12 protein-coding genes are annotated in these 20,618 nt (G+C 38.9%); all 12 read left to right on the forward strand.

The window, feature by feature from the left end:
* Window positions 1-214 precede the first annotated feature (214 nt).
* The 12 genes from HQN83_RS12920 (at window position 215) to HQN83_RS12975 (ending at window position 20,340) form a co-directional block, all read left to right on the forward strand.
* Window positions 215-3,070: a SusC/RagA family TonB-linked outer membrane protein gene (locus HQN83_RS12920; protein ID WP_173090763.1), complete on the forward strand. Its 2,856-nt coding sequence runs from the start codon at window positions 215-217 to the stop codon at window positions 3,068-3,070.
* A 2-nt stretch (window positions 3,071-3,072) separates the two neighbouring features.
* Entirely contained in the window at window positions 3,073-4,632 is a 1,560-nt protein-coding gene (locus tag HQN83_RS12925) for a RagB/SusD family nutrient uptake outer membrane protein (RefSeq protein ID WP_246254491.1), read from the forward strand.
* Complete coding sequence (locus tag HQN83_RS12930) at window positions 4,632-5,744, forward strand: fasciclin domain-containing protein (protein WP_173090764.1); 1,113 nt, start codon at window positions 4,632-4,634, stop codon at window positions 5,742-5,744. Before HQN83_RS12925 ends, HQN83_RS12930 begins: the two co-directional genes overlap by 1 nt.
* A 28-nt stretch (window positions 5,745-5,772) precedes the next feature.
* Window positions 5,773-6,879, forward strand: a complete 1,107-nt coding sequence (locus tag HQN83_RS12935; protein WP_173090765.1) for a DUF5007 domain-containing protein — start codon at window positions 5,773-5,775, stop codon at window positions 6,877-6,879.
* A 20-nt stretch (window positions 6,880-6,899) separates the two neighbouring features.
* Complete coding sequence (locus tag HQN83_RS12940) at window positions 6,900-10,049, forward strand: SusC/RagA family TonB-linked outer membrane protein (RefSeq protein ID WP_173090766.1); 3,150 nt, start codon at window positions 6,900-6,902, stop codon at window positions 10,047-10,049.
* Window positions 10,050-10,060: 11 nt separating this feature from the next.
* The gene (locus HQN83_RS12945) at window positions 10,061-11,599 is read left to right on the forward strand and encodes a RagB/SusD family nutrient uptake outer membrane protein (protein ID WP_173090767.1); all 1,539 of its coding nucleotides are present in this window, start codon (window positions 10,061-10,063) and stop codon (window positions 11,597-11,599) included.
* 11 nt (window positions 11,600-11,610) lie between these two features.
* Window positions 11,611-12,330 (forward strand): fasciclin domain-containing protein, encoded by a 720-nt coding sequence (locus tag HQN83_RS12950; protein ID WP_173090768.1) that lies wholly within the window; start codon window positions 11,611-11,613, stop codon window positions 12,328-12,330.
* A 37-nt stretch (window positions 12,331-12,367) separates the two neighbouring features.
* A complete protein-coding gene (locus tag HQN83_RS12955) occupies window positions 12,368-13,990 on the forward strand; it encodes a DUF5008 domain-containing protein (RefSeq protein WP_173090769.1) in 1,623 nt (540 codons plus the stop codon).
* 39 nt (window positions 13,991-14,029) lie between these two features.
* Entirely contained in the window at window positions 14,030-15,724 is a 1,695-nt protein-coding gene (locus tag HQN83_RS12960; protein ID WP_173090770.1) for a LamG-like jellyroll fold domain-containing protein, read from the forward strand.
* 30 nt (window positions 15,725-15,754) lie between these two features.
* The gene (locus HQN83_RS12965; RefSeq protein ID WP_173090771.1) at window positions 15,755-16,789 is read left to right on the forward strand and encodes a hypothetical protein; all 1,035 of its coding nucleotides are present in this window, start codon (window positions 15,755-15,757) and stop codon (window positions 16,787-16,789) included.
* Window positions 16,786-17,907 carry a DUF5013 domain-containing protein gene (locus HQN83_RS12970; protein WP_173090772.1) on the forward strand — a complete coding sequence of 374 codons (1,122 nt, stop codon included), beginning with the start codon at window positions 16,786-16,788 and terminating at the stop codon, window positions 17,905-17,907. Before HQN83_RS12965 ends, HQN83_RS12970 begins: the two co-directional genes overlap by 4 nt.
* 264 nt (window positions 17,908-18,171) lie before the next feature.
* The gene (locus HQN83_RS12975; protein ID WP_173090773.1) at window positions 18,172-20,340 is read left to right on the forward strand and encodes a glycosyl hydrolase family 95 catalytic domain-containing protein; all 2,169 of its coding nucleotides are present in this window, start codon (window positions 18,172-18,174) and stop codon (window positions 20,338-20,340) included.
* Window positions 20,341-20,618: the final 278 nt, after the last annotated feature.

Consider the following 20,618-nt stretch of genomic DNA (forward strand, 5'->3'; position numbering starts at 1 on the left):
TATAAGATCCAATGCATTGTTGTTACCCGTTATCTATGTTGGTGCACTTACATAGGTAAGAGAGCTTATAAATTAAACGCTTTAAAACAAACCACAAAACCAAACAAACCATGAGCAAATTTTTACTTTCATTCTCAAGCCTAGACATAGGGGCTTTCAAAGTCAGCTAAGTATTCATCAAAATTCAACAGACTAATTCTATTAATTCAATACTATGTATATTAAATTACAACTATTGTTATGTGTATCGCTATGCGTTAGTTTTTCTCATGCGTATGCGCAAGATCCGGATAGAAGTCCCTTGAAGGAATCTGTAACTGTATCGCCATCCAAACTCTCCGAGATCCCCGCTGTTTCACTGCAGCAGTATCTTAAGGGACAAGTGCCAGGACTTAATATTCAGGAACCTAGTGGGGAGCCTGGAACTGTTCAAAATATGTTTATCAGAGGGATTTCTGCCCCTTTGTTATCCCCGGCTGATGTGATGAAACAACAGCCGCTTGTTGTGCTGGATGGAATACCGCTTATCGGAGAACATCCTTTTGCTTATGATATCCAGTTAAACAATTACAACCGTATAGGTACGGCAACAAATCTGCTCACCAATATTGATATGAACAATATTGCTGAAATCAAAGTGTTGCGAGATCTTTCTGCTGTCGCTATCTATGGGCCTAATGCCGCTAACGGTGCCATCGTTTTAACGTCCAAAAAAGCGGGACCTGTTAGACAAGTTAGCTTTAACAGTTATTTCGGTTTTGCCCCTAGTCCAAAGGTAACTACTTTAAATGCTGGATATGAAAATGCATTCAGAAAGCAGTTTTACGATCGATTTACTTCAAATGGAAGGTATTCGGATGAAGATGTTTATCCTCAATATCTGAGTGATTCATCGAGTACCTTATACAATGGCCCATCCAATTGGGCAGATGATTATTATCGGAATGCGCTGGTTCATAACATCACCGCAGATCTTTCCGGTGGAAACGAGTGGGCTAATTTCAGGTTTTCCGGAGGTAATATGCGGAATCAGGGAGTCGCCGATTCTACCAGTCTGAATCGATATAATGTGATGTTTAATGTAAACATGAAACCCATGAAATGGCTTAATGTTTCATTAATGGTTAATGCCAATCGTTTGCAGCGCGATAGAAATCGAAGCTTAAGAGATCGATTTGCGCAAACAAACTATCTTCCGTCATTGGCAATGCCACTTGCTCCTAACAAGCAGGTGTACCAGCAATACCTTGCCCAATTTGGTAAAGGGTATGATGACAACATCAATACGCTTTTGGACGGCTATGGCAAGGTATCTGTCAATTTCAAAAATGTAGAAATCTCTTCCGGAATATCTGTCGACTATAACGAGGGTACAAGAGATATCTTTCATGCAAGGCCATTGATGGAAGGAAATAGTTATGCGTCAAATTATTTTGGCTATAATCAAAGACTTATTTTTGAAAATGTGATTTCCTATAACAAGCAATTTGGATCAGACCATCTGCAAATAATAGGAGGGCAAACCATCCAATGGGATCTTTCAAAATACAACTATGCTTATGCTTATAGAGGGGTAAATGATTTTATCAAGCTAAATCTTATTGATAAAGACCTCATACCAACGTCTTTTCCGGCCAATCTATTGTTTAAGTTTTTAGATAAAACAGCACATAATCTGTTTTCAGTTTATGGTAAAACGTCGTATGATTTTAGTGATAAATACAGCGTTTCGCTACTAGTAAGGGGAGATGCCTCTTCAAATGCCCAGCCTACCAGCAGATGGTTCTTTTCGCCTGTGTTATCCGCAGGTTGGAACATTAAAAACGATCTGTTATCAGCTTCTGAGAATATTTCATCATTAAGCTTGAGAGTGAGCGCTGGTCGTTTAGGTAAACTAAATACTTATGATAATTTTGGACAAGGTCCTCAGTACACTGCAGATATCGGATATACGGGGAATATAACTTTACCGGGATATAATGGCTTTGCAACACTTGCACGTCCTTACAATTTTGGTTGGGTAGGTTATGGCATACCATGGGCTTACACTGATCAGTTGAATTTTGGAATTGATTTCGGGATAAATAACAACCGTCTACAAGGTAGTTTAGATCTATACACCAAAACAGATAAGAAACAGTTATTGGCAATTCCGGCTCATGCAGAATATGGGTATAAAACATCTATTGAACCAGGCATGTCGGTAAATAATAAAGGCGCAGAACTACTATTAAGTTATGCTGCTTTTCAATCTGGTAGCGGTGGGTTTTCGTGGACGCCTTCCCTTAATATCAGTTATAATGCCAATAAATTGCTAGCACTTCCAGACGGACTTAATGAAATCATAATAGGCAATAGTCTTTTAAGAGTTGGAGAGTCTGTAGATAGGTATTGGTTGCTTACCAATGAGGGGGTGTATAATTCTGTTACTGAAATACCATCTGTAAATGGTGTGCCTATGCAATATACAGGAACCACAATGCAGGCTGGAGATCCTAAATGGAAAGATCAGAATGGTGACAACAAGATTAATAATAACGATAAAACACTATATGGTCATAATCAACCAGTAGTGGTTGGTGGTCTTAATAATGATTTCAAATACGGAAAATGGTCATTGAATATGAATCTCTACTTCAACCTGGGTCGCAGTTTGTTGAATCAACAGATGGCCAACACTCTTGATTTTATTAATCGGGACGGAGAGCAAACTTTAGAGTCAGTAAAGGAGATTACATTTTGGGAAAAGAGAGGGAACAGAAATGATTATCCGCTTTACAACCCTTGGAGCAGCGTGATTCCGTATCGTATTGATCAGAACTTGTTTCTTGAAAATGCATCCTTTCTTAAAATGCGGACACTTTCATTAGGCTACGATCTCACATCCGCACTGGGCACAGGAAAAATAAAAATCAAAAGCCTTTATGTATATGCTATGGCGACTAATCTTTTTACCATAACTGGATATAAGGGAAGGGATCCTGAACTGGTTCCATACACTGGTTATGATACTGGATATGGATTGCCTCTTCCCAGAACTTACACGCTTGGATTAAAAATGAACTTATAATCATGAAAAGAAATTTAAATCATAAGAACTATAATCCTATTAAAACTACGGTTCTGATTGCTACATCCATCTTTTTGTTGCTGACGGGTAGCTGCAAGAAAGTAGTAGATGTTAAATCTACCAGAGCGGTTGCCGAGGTCAATATGTGGAATAAACTGGAGGATACCAGGGCTGCATTATTAGGCATTTATGGATTAACACGCGCTGCAATGGTCGATAATAATGCGCACTGGATTTATGGCGACGTCAGGGGAAAACAATTTGTTAGTCCTACCAGACAAGACCTTAAGGCAGTTATCGATAATCGTCTTACTGCCTCGTATAAAACATTAGACCAGCTTTCCAATTGGCGCAGATGGTATGCGGTAATTAATGCAGCTAATATCTTCCTTGAAAGGGTGCATGATGTAAAAAAAGCAGACTTACGTTACACTGCAGGTAATATGGAAATCGATATCGCTCAGACGCGCGTTCTCAGAGCTTTTGCCTATTTCTATATGGTGCGGATATGGGGAGATGTACCACTTATCATTTCATCGCATGATGGTAGTTTCGAGAATAGAGCACAAAATAGCGGTGCTGAGGTATTGGCATGGGCCGAAAAAGAAATACTTGAAGTGGTAGATGTATTGCCAAATAAATATGGCGAAAATGATCCTAAACAGCCGGGGCTTTATTATGGAGAGAGCCTTAGCCGATGGAATGGGGCATTGGTTCGACGCATCTCTGCTTATGCAGTCTTAGCACATATTGCTGCCTGGCAGGGAGATTACATCAAGGTAGCAAATAATGCAACCAAAATAATTAATGAAGCAGGTGATGCTCAGGTCACCCTTACTGATGTGAATAGCTTAACCAGCTCCAATGGATATTTTTCATCTAAAAGACATAGCCATTTATTGGGATTCAATTTCACTTATGAACAAGGAGAGGGAGGGATGTCAGGTCACATAGAAGAACTTACACTGGCCTTCCCATTCGTAAATAAAGCGATCCCTGATATTTACATGTCGAAGGACTCAATTCTTAGCACTTTTAATGAAAAGAAGGATACGCGTTTCGGCCTGGATACGCTTGGCCGGCCAACTACCGACCGTTACTTTTACAATTTCGATGGTAGGTATCCGATCTTTAGTAAGATCAAGGTGATTATGGAAGGTTCGGCCTCAACCTCAACTACCGATGCTAAATTCAGCTTCTTTTCCAGCGTTGCACTTTTTACACGACTAGAAGATATTTATCTGCTGCGTGCCGAGGCCAGTTCAGTATTGGGTGATCGACAAAGTGCTATAAACGACTTAAATACCATCAGGTCAAGTAGAGGGCTCCCTAATTATAGTGAGGTAACCAACGGATTGGTGATTGATGCGATTTTTAAGGAACGAAAAAGAGAGCTGATGGGCGAAGGACATTACTGGTTTGATCAGGTACGCTACAACAAGATCAGGCAAAATAATAGCGCCTTTACTGAGCTGATTAAATCAGGAGGTATATACTGGCCTGTTTCCGAAGAACTACTTCAACAAAATAAATTATTAACTCAAAATCAATATTGGAAATAATGGGAATCAATCATTTTAGAAAGCAATTTTTCCTGATTGGATTGACTGCTATAAGCATCATTGCCTGCCGAAGGGATGCCGGGTTTTATGATCACGAGGCATTGAGTCAAACTGTTCCGCTAAATACCTATGATTACCTGAAAAGTAAGAAAGGCACATTTGACTCGATGGTTTTGGTTATTGACCGTTTGGGCCTAAAGCAGACACTCAATGATAGTAGTATCACTGTATTTGCTGTAACTAATAATAGTTTTCGTTTGGCAGTTAATAATCTAAACAATACGCGGAGAATCGCAGGAAAGTCGCCATTAAATTTATCAAACATGGATTATATCCAGTTGGATACCATTATTACACAATACATCATGAGAGGTAAATATCCAACTGATTCTATGGAGAATCAGGATGGAGTGCTATTAAGTGGAGTAAGGTATGGATATCAAATGAATGCGAGACTAACGACTGCTGCAACTTCTGGTTTTCAGAATGGTGGGCCTAAAGCTATTAACTACAGCGATACCAAATGGAGCCAGTTCCAACGCAATTGGGCAACCACCAGCACAAGTTCTTCGAATATTCTGACTACAAATGGTGTGGTGCATACTATCAATCAGGATCATATTGCAGGGTTTCAGGATTTCGTAAAGCGTTTCACCTTAACTTTTCCTCCTAAAAATTACATCCAAATGTATGGTGGTAAGTTAACTGTTTCAGGGGAACCAGCTGAAAACGGCTACCCAGAAGGATCTTATTTTATGGTGGATGGATCGGTAACCACGAAATTTTTAGGTTATGGCGCTATGAAAACAAAACCTTTTTGGATGAATATCGAATTTTCAGTTCCCCGCATGTGCAATGCGTATGCATTGAGTTCTGCAAATGATAATCCTGGGAGGAACCCAAAAGCCTGGAACCTTCAAGGGTCGCAGGATATGCTGAATTGGGAAATGCTAGATCAACAGAGCAATCAGAATTTTCCTGAGTTTTTTCTTCAAAAAGTCTACCGGTTTAAAAATACCACACCGTATAAATATTATCGGATGAACATTACAGAAAATAATGGAGGTGGAAACGACCTGCAAATAGCTGAATATATCCTGGGTTTTAAATAATAAACAGATCAAAAATTTAATTAAAGAAATGTGTTTCAATCATAATATTCATCGTATTCTTAAAAGGAAAGGCAATTGGTTGCTAATTGCTGTGCCTTTTGTTTTATCCTTCGCAGGTTGCAAAAAGTTATTTGAGGTACCTGCCGAAAAGGAATATATCAGTAATAATATCAGTTACGGTTCAAAACTCTATGAGCCTGTATTGGGCCGAACTGTGTTGATGGGAACTTTCAATGCAGATAACTCTACTCAGCCTTTAACCTTTAGCATTGTGAATGCACGCTTTGGTGATGGCCAACCTATAACCGACCTGTTTAAAACAAAGGAAGTATGGGTCTGGACTGCCGCCTATGACGGAAAAGAAAAAAGCCTGGAAGAAATCAATAGTAAAAGAAAAAAAGAACTCAAGCCATTATTTGAGGTTCGTACTTCCGGTCAGTTGATTTTATGGTCATCAGCTACTGATGATCTTGTTGAAGCAAGAAAAGCTGATAGCACTAACTTTCCACAGAACCGTCGCTATTTTGATGTAAAAGTTTCTAATATCGGAGGTACGGTTATCATAAAGGATTTGGAGCTTAAGCTATGGCGTGAACGACCTTATGAACCCTCTTCAGACTTTAATCCCTATACAGGTAAAATAGCAAAGAACCCGGTTGACTTCCTGGATCCTTTTAATAAGTTGGATTACATTCGTCCTTCTCGTATAGCTAATATCATCGGGAAAAATACCAGAAAAGAATTGACTTCCGGTGATGTGGCTGTATACATCAGACCATTTTCTGGTGGGAATGGGCACTCGCTGCGCTTCAAGTTTTTGAATAAAGACGCTGTGGTAATTAATCCTGCCAAGTTCAACGAAACCAAATGGGATCAATTGATACACGGATTTAATAGGGAAATGACCCAGGAGTACGTACAGTACGATGTTGCTTATCCTATCCCCTTGGTTAATATCGCTACTCAATATGCCAGTGGGGGGAAAGCTAATGTAAACTTTAGCTATTCCAGATTGGGCTTTGGAAGCACCCGACAAGTAGGAACGATAGGCCTGGACTTTAATATTTATAGGGAAGGGGACTGGGAAATTGTTTTCCAATTCCGCAACGACAATCCAAAATTTGAAGATGACTAAATCTAATACCTGATATGTATATGAGAATAAAAATAATTTTAGGGGTATTAGTTTGTATAGGACTTATATCCCCAAACCTTAAAGCACAAACTAAGAACGTTAAGCTTAAGGGGGTTGTAATTGATGAGGGAACAAAACAACCAGTCCCCTCAGTATCCCTGGTAACAGGAAATCCGGCCAAAACCGTTGGCTTTAGTGATGGGAAAGGACATTTTAGCGTGGACCTACCTGCAGGAACTACTGTTGAGTTTAGATACATTGGGTATCGTCCCCAAAAACTTAAAGTTGCTGTAGAGCAATTGAATCTTAGCATAAAACTTAAGGAACTAAATCAAACTATGGATGAGGTAGTGGTGCGAGGGTTCGTAGCTCGATCTAAAGAGCTCACCACAGGTTCTTCTTTTACGGTTAAATCAGAGGAGTTGCAAGATGTTCCCGTTGCAAATATTGAACAACTTTTACAAGGAAAGGTACCGGGACTGAATATACAAAATAATACAGGAGCTCCTGGATTTAGAGGGACTACACAGCTGCGCGGCTTAGCTACATTACAGGTGGCAAACTCAAACAATGAAACCTTCCTCCAGCCAACTTCTCCACTTTATGTTATTGATGGTATCCCTATTGATGCTGATAAAGCTTCTGAGATGGGTTTTGATTTACAGGGACCTGGTATTAGTCCGTTGTCACTTATACCTCAGGAAGATGTTGAAAGTATTGAAGTACTACGTGATGCACAAGCAACCGCTTTATATGGTTCCAGAGCGGCGTACGGAGTAATTATCATTAACACCAAAAGAGGCCATTCCAAAATTCCACGTGTCAGGTACACCAATAACTTTTTTGTGAGTACCCCTCCCGCATTAAGGAAGACGTTAGGTGGGAATGACGAACGGAAATTAAAACTGCAACAGATTTATGGCAATGCATTAAGTTTTGATGATATCATTAAAATTTCAAAAACACCAATATTATCTGACAGTTTGAATAATTATTATAACAATTCAACAAATTGGCAATCTATATTCTACCGCACTACTTACAACCAAACACACAACCTGGCAATTGATGGAGGCGATGAGAAATTCAATTACAAAGCAAATATGGGATACTTTGCGAATAAAGGTATCCTAAAGAACACTGGATTTAGCAGGTATACCCTAAACATGAATGCAGAACTGAGACCCAACGACCGTTTCAGGTTTACTACATTTCTCTCTGGTGGTATAGGAAAACAGCAAAAGGGTGATGGCCTTGGGTTTCTTCAGCGCGGAGTGGCTGCGAGTGCTCAAGCTTCATCATTACTTCCGGGGCCGTCATTTTATCAGTCTACTGGAGGAGTGGTTTCAGCTTTAGAAACAGTAAACGACAATGCCACCCGAAATATTCGGACTAGTATTGATGCCGAATACAGCTTCCTGCCAGGATTGAAGCTTGTATCAACCGTAAATTATAGTTTCTCTTCTGATATTGAAGATACTTTTACCCCCGCGGCAGCCAATAACCAATTTTCACAGGTATATGGATTTAATGGAAGAAGCACTTCATTGTACAATAGGAATATGCTTAACTATAATGTCACATTCAAGGAAAAACACAGCTTGTATGTATCGGTGGCTAACGACATCAACGAACAGAGAGGGTTAACTTCGGCGATCAGACAAGCACGTACCCCTAATGATCAGTTTCAAGGACCTCTTGGCTTTGACGCTTACAATTCAAGAGGAGGAGGTGTTTTAAGTTATAACCGCGGCAAATTAGCTTCATTTTGGGCGTCGGCTTCCTATGACTTTATGCGAAAATATATACTCGATCTTGCATATCGTATTGATGGAACATCTTCAAGTGGTTTAGATAATCCATATTCCAAAAACCCATCTATTGGTTTACGTTGGAATTTTGGTAAAGAGAACTGGATGGCTGATTTGGATTGGTTAAATAGTGGGTCAATCAGGCTTAGCTGGGGAAAGAACATTACCCCAACAGGAAGCTTACAGAGCATTTATGGCAAATATAACATCGGTAGGAATTATAATAACCAGCAGAGTATAGGTGTTGATTTTGGATCGATACCCAATCCGAATCTTAAGCCGAAATCAAGGGAGATGTATAATCTGGGCTTAGATTTTAGCTTGTTTAAAGGTAAAGCTGACCTGAACTTTGACGCTTATTTCAGTGAAATAAAGAATGAATTGTATTCACGGAATATGTCTAATACAATCGGGTTCGGAAATTTACCAAGTAACGAAACTGGAATGGTTAATTATGGATATGAAATGTATTTTGCCATCAGACCATTATCCGATAAAAGTCCTTTTAAACTTAATCTTTCCTTTAATGGTGCCTGGAATAACAACATCCTTACCCGTTTGCCGGAAGGATATAATGGACAAAATATAGTCTTTGCTGATAAGGACGGACAACATACCATTTTACGTGTAGGAAGAAATACATTGTCTAATTACCTGCTCATTAATCAGGGCGTATTTTCTCGAGATTCGGATGTTCCTGTTGACCCGGTATCAGGATTACGTTACCAAACTGAACAAACCTTCTATACTGCCGGCGATCCTAACATCAGAGATGTAAATGGTGATTATATCATGGATAAGAATGACTATCAGATTACTGGAAATTCTCAGCCTTTATTGACAGGAGGAATGTCGGCCAATCTTTCTTACAAGGGATTGGGGATTAATATTTACGCTTCTTATACGGCAAAAAGAACCATACTAAACAATGCGTTGGCTAATCGTTTGAGCATTATGAATGATCCATTTGGATCTAGCGATGCAGGGCCACAAGCAATGATCTCGCTGCCTGATGTAGACATGTGGCGTAAACCAGGCGACAATGCAAAATATCCTTATGCTTTTGATTATAACCGTTACGGTACGATCCGTCCTTTTCGTTATGATCAGGATTTGTGGGAAGAAGATGGTTCTTATCTAAAAATCAATAATGTGACGTTGTTTTATTCATTTCCAAAGGAATTTGCAAAACGATTAGGCATAAGTAACCTTAGGGTACAAATGAGTGCCAGTAACATTATTACATTTTCTGGATATTCCGGGCCAAACCCAGAGAATGTAACCGCCCTGGGAAGGGATCTTTCCGCCGGTTATCCGAATTCCAGAGATTATATTTTTGGTGTTAACCTAGACTTTTAATTGATACAAATATGAAAGCGATCAAAAGAAATATATTGGTAGTGATACTGCTGATTTGTTTTGTACTGCCCTTTGGCTGTAAAAACTACCTAGATATTAAGCCACTTACAGAGCTTACAGGTAATAATTTTTTTAAATCTAAAGAAGACGTTGAAGCCTATGTTGCCAGTATATATTTAAAATTCTTTTCGAAAATTAATGAAACCTGGGTGATTGGTGCTATAGGGGAAACTCGCTCAGGAGAAGCTTTTGCCGTTACTAATGGCAATAACTTTTCGTCTCGGAAAGTAGTGGAGGCACTCGGCAAGAATAACATCATCAGCGCGATAAATGATCCGGCCTGGAAAGACACCTATCATTTTGAACGCATCACAAATTGGACTGGTTATTACCAGACCATACAGAGTTGCAATATTCTGATTGATAAGCTGAATCAGGGAATTCCTGGGCTCTCGGAAAAGGATAAAAAGAGATATATCGGAGAGGCTGTTTTTATGCGCTGTTTCACTTACTTCTGGATGGTCAGATTATATGGAGATGTAGTTTATTATACAAAGGCCTATCAATCTGAACCATTGCCAAGAGAAGATATGGTGTCTGTAATGAAAAAATGTATTGCAGATATGGAGGGACATATTGATGATCTACCCTGGACCTATGATAATCCTGCATTACGTGGGGTAAGGGGAAGTAAAGGTGGGGCCGTGGCATTGATCATGCACATGAATATGTGGAATGCAGGATTTGACAATGCTGGTGCTAGAGGGTACTATGAAGAAACAGCCAAATTCGGAAAGGAACTTCTCGCTCAAAATGGCGTTTCTTATACCTTATTACCAATGGAAAGATGGCCGGAGGTTATCAAAGGCCGATCCGAGGAAAGCTTGTTTGAATTTTATCAGAGTGTTAATTATGGGGATAGTACTTCCTATCGTGCCCCGTTTGGGGAATCTTTTCTAAGATATCCTTATAAATTTCCAGCCTTTGATTACCAGAATTCACCAATGGCATTCAGAGGGGCGTATATGGAAAAACTGTTTCCTCCTGATGTCACTGATAGGCGAAAAGAAATATGGTACGAAGATATATATGCAAATAGTGGTCGCTTTATGATACCGAAGTTTGCAGGTAACATTTTTGCTTCGGGTGGCAATGATCAGAACCCGGATAACAGCTTTCTAATCTTTAGACTGTCTGATGCGATTCTTTTGCAGGCAGAGGCTTTAGCTGAACTTGGTAGGGATGGAGAGGCAATTGCTAACGTAAACCTGGTGCGAACAAGGGCTGGGGCCGCACCATATGAAGCTGGACAGGGGGCTTTGAAGGATTTTATATTTCTTGAACGCTGCAGAGAACTTCAGGGTGAAGGTCACGTCTGGTTTGACCTGGTAAGGACGAAAAGGATTTTGAGCCAGCGATGGGCAAATCATCCCTTGACACTTGATCAGTTTAATAGAGGTGCCTGGACCTGGCCAATTGATAAAGACTCTTTAAAAGATAACCCCCTGATGAGGTTGAACGATTATTGGACAAATAGTGAGGGAATTTAAACAAGATGAAGATGAATAAGACGAAGATTTCAATCAATATACTATTAGCTTTTGGACTGTTTTTTTGCCTTTCAAGCTGTAAACGTGACGAATATTACATGGATGGCGGTAAGGCTAAAACTGATTTTAATGGCACCATGTTGGAGTACCTGCAAGCCAAACCAGTTCCATTTGATACCATTGCAAGTATTGTTAAACTGGCGGGTATGGAAGATGTTTTTAACAAGGAGGATATTACCTTTTTTGCACCTACAGATTATGAAATTAAACAGCTGATTGGTTCTGTAAATAAACCTAATAGCTTAAATTCAATGCTATTCCGAGATGGTAAAGATACCATTAAAACGCTCGCGGATATTGAAGGAGCCATCTGGGCCAAATACTTGCAAAGGCATATTTTCAGGGGGGTAAAAAGGTTGTCCGATTATCCTCAGTATGATCCCGACCTTCCGACGGTTTATCCAGGACAGTACTATTATGCTTACAATAAAACAGCGTCAAAAATCGGAGTCGTATATGGTGATGTGAATGGCGTTAAGTATATCGGGTACAGGCAACTTACCATTACCTATATCAGTGATTTATCTAAGCCTGATCAGTCATTTAGTATCTATAGGGTTGCTTCATCAGATATTAAACCAAAAAATGGTGTAATTCACGTTTTACAGCTTTATGGTCAAGCTTTTGGTTTGGGATCCAATGATATGATGACGGACATTTTGATTCGATAGGTGTATAATAAAATAACGGAATAATCAGAGTAATGAAATGAACATACAACAAATAAATAGATCAATATTAAAGGGCTTGTTTTTACTGCTGGCTTTAAGTTCCTGCAAAAAAGCAGTCGATCAGTTCTCAGAACCTTATCCTGTAAATACACAAGATTTAGGAATTAAAATGGACCGTGTTAAGGCACCTCAACCTTCAGATGGTGGGCCTGGAACAGAGGTGACTATAGAGGCCACAGGTATGATTCCTTATAAGGACCAGCTCTTATTCATGTTTAATGGAGAGAAGGCGGAAATATTAGAGATTACAGAAAGCCATATTAAAGTGAAAGTTCCGGAGTCTGCCAGTACCGGCGTACTTTCTGTTGCGGTGGGGGATGCAATTGTTTTCGGACCCACATTTAAAGTAAATGGATTAGTTAATCCTGACCCTACATTTAAAGTGCCCAATGGAGCAAATGGAGCGGTCACACAAATACTTGATCTTATAGATGGCAAACGATTGATAGTAGGTGCTTTCACCAACTATAATAACAAAGGCGCAATTAGGCCAATCAATCGCATTGCCAGCGTTTTTGGCGATTTTTCTTATGATCCTTCTTTACGTAGTGGTAAAGGTGCAAATGGAGTAATCAGTTCCATCATTGAATACAAAGGGAAATACCTGATTGCCGGTAGTTTTAGTGGTTATGATCAACGCACAGATAATATTAGTAACCTCACTATGCTGAATAAAAATGGGTCAATTGATACCATGGGGATACATACTTTTAGAAGACCGGATCAACTTGATACGGTTAAGTACTTTCCAAGATTGAATGCCGGCACAGATGGAGCTATTTATCAGGTCTATAAACAGCCTGATGATAAGATAGTGGTTGCCGGAGGATTCCAGTTTTTTATCAGTCGCCGATACGATCAGTCAAACAGACGAAGGGAAAAAGATTCTGTGCTTCTGGATAGTATCAGGATGCCTCAGGTTTTAAGGCTTAACACTGATGGTACACTGGATAAAACCTATCGGTTTAACGTGTCTGAAAATGAGGGGTTAAAAGCGGCAAATGGACCTGCGAACAGTATTATTCATACCGATGCTAAAAATCTCGGTAAGGTATTGATGTATGGAAGGTTCAATAGTTTTGATGGAAATTCCGCGGCGAATATCATCAGGCTTAATGCGGATGGAACTATTGACGAAACTTTTAAACCGGGATTAGGACCAGACAATTTTGTGTACTCTGCAACTTATAACAGTCTGCTTGACCGCTATGTGATTACCGGACTGTTTAGGACTTATAATGGTAAACCATGTGAATATCTGGCATTGTTAAAATCAGATGGATCTTTAGATGAGAGTTTTGTTCCTAAGAAATTTAGTGGGCCGGGAGTGAGTTTTGCAAAACAGCTTAATGATGGTTTAATCGTCGCAAGCGGATATTTTAATACTTACAATGAGGTCGCCAGAAATGGATTTATGATCCTAAACAGTAAAGGGGAATTGGCTCCGGGCTATAATGCTACAGGATTATTCCAGGGATCACTTAATGATGTCATTGAGACCAAATCTGACGACAATAAAAGGGCATTGTTGCTTATCGGCTTTATTTACAGATTCAATAATGAACCTGTCAATAATATTATTCGGGTTGTACTGGAGTAACCTGGTCAGCTGCATCTAAACGCTATAAAAGTATAAAAAATGAAAACAAGATATCATAATACTAAAATCATGAAGTTATGCTGGGTCTGCATAGGTCTTCTAACTATACTGGGAGCTTGCAATTCTCCTTTTGACCGAATGATCCCGGAAAGGGAATATACAGATTCTGCTAATGTTGCTTATAGTAAACCTAAAGTGCTCTACATTATTGTCGACGGAGCAAGGGGCACTTCCGTACGCAACGCACAGGCAGCAAACATTAATAGTTTATTACCTACCTCCATTTATACATGGAATGGGTTTTCTGATGTTGATGCAACTACCAATGCAGCGAGTTATGCTACTATGTTAACGGGAGTTAAAGCAGCGAAACATGGTGTAAAGTCAGACGATTTTTCTGCCAATCACTTATCAGAGTATCCTGTATTGTTCAAGCGGATTAAAGAGATGGATCCTGCATTAAGAACTACCCTATATACCAGTTCGTTATTACTCCATTCAAAGCTCTCTGCTGATGCAACTTCTAGTTTACAGCTGAGTGATGATGCTGCTGTTAAATCAGCAGTGGTAAATGATCTCGAAAAAGAAGAATCGAGCCTTGTAATTGGGCAATTTTCCGGGGTAGATGACGCTGGAAAGACCTCAGGCTATGATTTGTCTTTTCCTGCGTACAAAGCAGCCATTCTGAAATTTGATGGGTATGTTGGCGAAATGCTTGAGGCGTTAAAAAGCCGACCGAATTATAAATCGGAGAAATGGCTCGTTGTTATTTCATCAAATAAAGGAGGGATGTTTCATTTGCCGGATAGTGAAAATGACAATACTGTTTTTAGCAATACGGAAATAAATACTTTTACCATTTTCAATACTTCGGAATATAAAACGAAGATTTTGACTAAGCCTTATCTCGGTAATAAATTTCCGGGAAACTTTGTGAAGTTCTCAGGAAATCTAAAGGCACTAAATACTAATGCTGACAACTCGCTTTATAATTTTGGTGATTCAGAATTTACAATAGAGTTAAAGGTGAGAAAGAACGTGCTTAATTTCTACTATCCAAGTATGATTGGAAAACGAAGGGACTGGACCCATGGCGATATTGGATGGAACATTTTTTTAGAGGGACCTTATTGGATGCTAAATGCAAGAGGTAGTAAAAATGTAACCCGACAAGTAAAAGGAGCCGATATGCCTATGGGCACCTGGAACTCTATAGCACTGGTTTGCGTAAATAAAAATGGAAAACGTTATATCCGAACTTTTACCAATGGAAAGTTTAATACGGAATCAGAAATTACGGATTTAGGAAGCTTTGATAATAATTTTCCGCTAACTCTAGGGAAATTTTCTAGTAATGGATCTATGGACGGTAACATATCTGATGTTAAAATCTGGAAAGTCGCCATTCCTGATGATAAGATTCAACAGTTTGCCTGTGATACCTACGTCGATCCTGGTCATCCTTATTATGATTATTTGATTAGTTATTGGCCTATGACGGACGCTTCAGGAAATCGTTTTAAAGACGAAGGTCTTGCAAAAAATGACCTTATCCTTCAAGATGGAACTGTAGCCTGGCAAAATCTTACTGATCTGATTTGCTCCCCACCAGCTACAGATTTATCAAAATTAGTACCTGGTACGGTTGATATTCCAGCTCAAATTTATACTTGGTTAAGGATACCAAGGCAGGAGAGTTGGTCATTGGACGGACGCATATGGCAGGATCAATAAATGAATGTAGGATATATTAAATATAAGATAATGAAGAAACAAAACAGCAATATTTATAAATGCCTGGTTCTAATATCAATCATCTTTTTACAATCTTGTAAACAGGATGAGCTGGAGAACTTTGCAAGTAAGAAAGGGGCTTCAACAAATGTTTCTATAAAGGGGCAAACCGGACAAATAAAAAAAGATTCAGAGATTGTGAGGATTCCGGTTGAGGTTCAGCTTTCGGCTAGCGCAGCTCAGGCTTTTGATGCACATTTAGAACTGGATGCGGATGCAATTACCAATGCAATCGCAGGAGGTTTACTGCCAAATACTTTGGCCATGCCGGTAAAATCAATAGTTATCCCGGAAACGGTGGTCATACCTTTCGGCTCAACTAGTGCCGTATTTGATGTATTGGTAAGTGTCTCTGACTTGGAGAAATTTTATTTTACCAGTAAAAAAGTAGCTTTTGCGTTGAAATTAAGTGAGGTTACCAAAGGTAATGCCATCAACGAGGAAAAAAGCATTGGGATCATTTCTATAGATCCAAGGGAAATTATTGCAGCCAACGAAATGCATGCAATCTCAATTGCAAATGGAGGTGGGGGCAAATTGGAAGTTTCGGGGACAAGTAATTATTTGCCAAGTGTAGCCTCAATCAATATTCCTCTGGATGTATCTCTGTCGGGTGTACCTTCGCGATCTTTTACCGTGGATGTAGCTATTAATAGTGATACTGTTGCAGTCCTGAAATCAAAAGGGATTATTCCTCAAAATGCAGTAATGATGAAGACAGGAGAGTTTGAAATACCAACCCTGGTAACAGTGGATCAAATCAGTAGTACAGGTAAATTAGACCTCACCATTCCTTCAGAAACATTGTTGAAATACAAAAATAATAAAATCGTATTGGTGGTTCAGTTAACCGGTAGTAGCAAGCATGTTGTGGATCCGGTTAATAGAACCGTTGTCTTGTTGATTGATCCTGCCAGTATTATTGCTGCAAACAAATATGCAGTATGGTTACCCTTACTTAATAAATCACAGTTTAATATACTAAATAGAAAATTCAACTCATGAGAAAGAAAAATAGTATGAACAAACTTTTTATGTTACTATTGGGCACAATTATTTTCACTTCTTGTGTTAAAAATATGGACATAGTACCTGGACCGGCCGAAGGAAATCCGCCACTTGTTGATTTTGAAGTCGTTCCGGGGGATGATGCATTCACCTTTGATTTTAAGAATAACTCAAAGAATTATAAGAGCCTTGAATGGCACTTTGGAGATGATAGTGTTTCTGCTGAAGTTGCGCCAACTCATGTATTTGCTAAGGCAGACACATTTGAGGTTAACCTTACAGCAATAGCTAAAGATGGAACAATAGCAAAAAAAGTAGTGATGGTTAAAATCAACCCTGATAATGCCTTAAGTTTTATAGCTGAAGGTCAAGGTAGCAATAAGGTTAGATTTAGTGTGAACTCTGTAAATGTAAAGGTGAAAAGTTTGATTTGGAATTTTGGAGATAAATCAGATTCATCTACAGTAGCAACTCCAATTAAAGAGTATGATGCCGGTAAGTTATATACCGCTAAGCTCACTGTAACAACAGAAAAAGGTTCGGTATTTACAGTAAATAAATTGGTAACAAGTAATGGAACAGTGGTTGATGTAACTTCTAAGTATTTGCTTAACGTTGGGCCTAAATTTATCGCTGCAGAGAGATTCGGAAGTAGATGGGGCGTCGTTGCTGATTGGAGAGTGAATGCTGCTGTGAGGCAACGGGATGGCGGCATGGGAAGCTGGGATGAATGGGAAGGAAATAGTATGTCGATGGAATCTTGGGGTGGAGAACCCGATATCATAAATGGTAAGATACAACAAACTGCTTTGCTTCCACTTCCTGTAGGTGAGTATTTTTATACGCTCTTATTCCATGATTATCAACTAAAGGATAAGTTTTATACCGTTATTGTAAAAGGGAATGAAATACCTGATGTCGATAAAGTGGAGAACAATCCAGACGTTTTAGGTTATACCAAATCTACGGGGAATGGTCCACTTAATTTTAGTACCAGTTTTAAAGTGGCGACACCATCTAATGTAACTTTTGGTTTTGTATCTACAATGATTCAGAGTGATCAAACCTTTAAGCTTACCTATATCAAACTTTACAAATTGGATAAGAAGGAATAGATAAGATAACAATTGTAAAATAGTCCATTCTTTTTGGATAATCCTCTATTGAAAACTTGGTAATTAGCTACTAGCTTTACTACTAATTCAGTTTGATTATTTTTTTAACATGTCATTACCAGGAAATCAATTCATATAGGCTACCCGTAAATATAAAAACGGCGCATTTATGCTAATTTCTTACAAGTAATGGTTGGTAGATTTAGGTTCAAGGCCTACCTAAAGGTAGGCCTTTTTTTATAAATTTATTTTTTTGATTTATACATGAACAAAACAATTAATATTAGTTTCTTCCTGGTCATATGCTACTTAAATGTGTGGTCTCAGAACAAACAGCCTTTAAATAGCGAAAGTGCATCATTTAAGAATATCTGGACAAAACCACCTGCGCATATCCCAAATGATGTTTCAGTTGATGCTCCCTTAATGGGGAACGGGGATTTAACAATGAGTGTTGGTTTTAAAGGATATCAGCTTAGGTATTACCTATCTAAGAATGATTTTTGGAGGCTGCGATCACAGGCTGATGGGTTATCAGGTCCTCGGGTGGTCGGTTTTGTCGATATAAAAGTTAATGGTTTTAATGAGGGCGATTTTTCTGCAGAACAGTCTCTTGGGAATGGTGTTACGACCAGTTTGCTACAAAAGAATACACAAAAGGTGACTGCTAGATCATGGGTCTCGGCAACGGAAAACCTGGTCTTTATTGAACTAAGTGTAGTAGGAGCAGCAACAAAAGTTTCTATTCGTTTAACTGCTCCTGAAAATAGACATGCAAACTTAAAAAGCGGTAAAGCCAACAATGTTTATTGGCTTACGCGTTCGTTCACTGATAGTGTAGATATTCCTACAGAAGTGTCTGTTGCTTTAAAAACGTTTAATTATAAAGACAGCACTGTTTTATTACAGCCGGGGAAAAAGGTAATTGTTGGGCTTTCAATTGAAAGCAAGTTTAAAAAAAAGAAACCTCTGGATGCTGTATTGAACACGGTAAGTAAGCTTGATGAAAAATCGGTTACAGCCTTAATGAACAAACATAATAATTGGTGGAAATTGTATTGGAGTAAATCAAATATTACTGTCGAAGATCCGGTATTGATGAAAGCCTACTATCAGGGGTTATATAAGATGGCTGCCTGCAGTCGTGATCCAAATTTTCCTCCCGGGATATTTGGTTGGACTACTACCGATAAACCGGCATGGAATGGTGATTATCATTTGAATTATAACTTTCAGGCTCCTTTTTATGGTTTATACGCAGCTAATCGTTTGAAACAGGGAGAGCCCCATGATGCTCCATTACTTGATTTTATGCGAAGGGGCGAATGGTATGCAAGTAATGTGACGAAGACAAGAGGTATTCTTTATCCTGTCGGGATCGGGCCGTTAGGAATAGAGGTTACTCGTAACTTTCCGGCTTATGAAAAAGAATCCGGAGGATTGTTCTTTGGTCAACGTTCTAATGCTGCATATGGATTACTCAATATGACACAGCAGTGGCGCTGTACTTATGATGAAAAGTATGGCAAAAAGATATATCCTTATGCTTTGGCAGTGGCAAACTTCTGGGAGGATTACTTGAAACTTGAAAACGGCCGATATGTTATTTACGGTGATGCAATTCATGAAGGTTCCGGGAAAGATAAAAATCCAATTTTATCACTTGGATTGGTTCGGAATGCCTTTGACCTCATTCTTGATTTAAGTTCTACTTTGAATATTGATAAAGAGAGACAATCAAAGTGGAAGGATATTCTAAATAAGCTTAGTGATTTTCCTGTTCAAACACGAAATAACAGACAAGTATTTCGGTACACTGAAAAAGGTGTCGATTGGTGGGCAGATAATGGATTAGGAATACAACATATTTATCCTTCTAATGCGATTAATCTGGATAGTAAGGCCGAATTATTGGCGCTTTCCCGCAATACGATTGACGAAATGAAACGCTGGAAGGATAACAATACCAGTAGTAGCTTTTTTATGGCTGCAATTAGGGTAGGATACGATCCCTCTGTTGTGTTAGATGAATTGCATAAATATGCCTTACGCACTTATCCAAATGGTTTTCAGTTAAATAATCCACACGGGATAGAGAACAGTTGTACTATAGCTAATGCACTTAATGAAATGCTTTGCATGAGCGCTGGCAATGTAATCCGTTTATTCAATGGGTTACCAAAAGGTCAAAATGCAAGTTTTGAAAGTATTAGGGGCTGGGGTGCTTTTCTGGTGTCTGCCAGCCTGAATAATGAGATCATTAATGATGTTAAAATAGTAAGTGAAAAAGGAAGACTTTGTACACTCATAAATCCATGGCCTGATAAAAAGGTGCTCTTGATTAGAAATGGGAAGAAATCTGAGACCATCAGTGGAGACAGGATTTCCTTTAAAACAACAACGAATGAAACTATAAAATTACAAGCTATTTAAAATAAAATTTACAGTAAACTGTAGCAATCCGGTTGGACTTAGTTCAACCGGATTTTTCTAGTTAATGACTTGCATAGCTTTTTTTAATAGGCAAAAAAAGCATCGATATTGATCAATATAATACCACTTTTATAGCCCTTAAAATATTTAATTTTACCATTTAACAGGCTGATCGGCAGTGTTGTCCTAAATGTTTTTTTTGAGAATAGCCCGGCGACCAGTTTGTACACACAAACACATGAAACCAAGCGAAAATTCGCATAAGACCACACACACAC

Source organism: Pedobacter foliorum (assembly GCF_013266735.1).
GTDB classification, from domain to species: domain Bacteria; phylum Bacteroidota; class Bacteroidia; order Sphingobacteriales; family Sphingobacteriaceae; genus Pedobacter; species Pedobacter foliorum.

Coding starts and splice junctions, on each gene's coding strand:
- HQN83_RS12920 (WP_173090763.1), top strand. CDS start 215: ATGTATATTAAATTACAACTATTGTTATGTGTATCGCTATGCGTTAGT.
- HQN83_RS12925 (WP_246254491.1), top strand. CDS start 3,073: ATGAAAAGAAATTTAAATCATAAGAACTATAATCCTATTAAAACTACG.
- HQN83_RS12930 (WP_173090764.1), top strand. CDS start 4,632: ATGGGAATCAATCATTTTAGAAAGCAATTTTTCCTGATTGGATTGACT.
- HQN83_RS12935 (WP_173090765.1), top strand. CDS start 5,773: ATGTGTTTCAATCATAATATTCATCGTATTCTTAAAAGGAAAGGCAAT.
- HQN83_RS12940 (WP_173090766.1), top strand. CDS start 6,900: ATGAGAATAAAAATAATTTTAGGGGTATTAGTTTGTATAGGACTTATA.
- HQN83_RS12945 (WP_173090767.1), top strand. CDS start 10,061: ATGAAAGCGATCAAAAGAAATATATTGGTAGTGATACTGCTGATTTGT.
- HQN83_RS12950 (WP_173090768.1), top strand. CDS start 11,611: ATGAATAAGACGAAGATTTCAATCAATATACTATTAGCTTTTGGACTG.
- HQN83_RS12955 (WP_173090769.1), top strand. CDS start 12,368: ATGAACATACAACAAATAAATAGATCAATATTAAAGGGCTTGTTTTTA.
- HQN83_RS12960 (WP_173090770.1), top strand. CDS start 14,030: ATGAAAACAAGATATCATAATACTAAAATCATGAAGTTATGCTGGGTC.
- HQN83_RS12965 (WP_173090771.1), top strand. CDS start 15,755: ATGAAGAAACAAAACAGCAATATTTATAAATGCCTGGTTCTAATATCA.
- HQN83_RS12970 (WP_173090772.1), top strand. CDS start 16,786: ATGAGAAAGAAAAATAGTATGAACAAACTTTTTATGTTACTATTGGGC.
- HQN83_RS12975 (WP_173090773.1), top strand. CDS start 18,172: ATGAACAAAACAATTAATATTAGTTTCTTCCTGGTCATATGCTACTTA.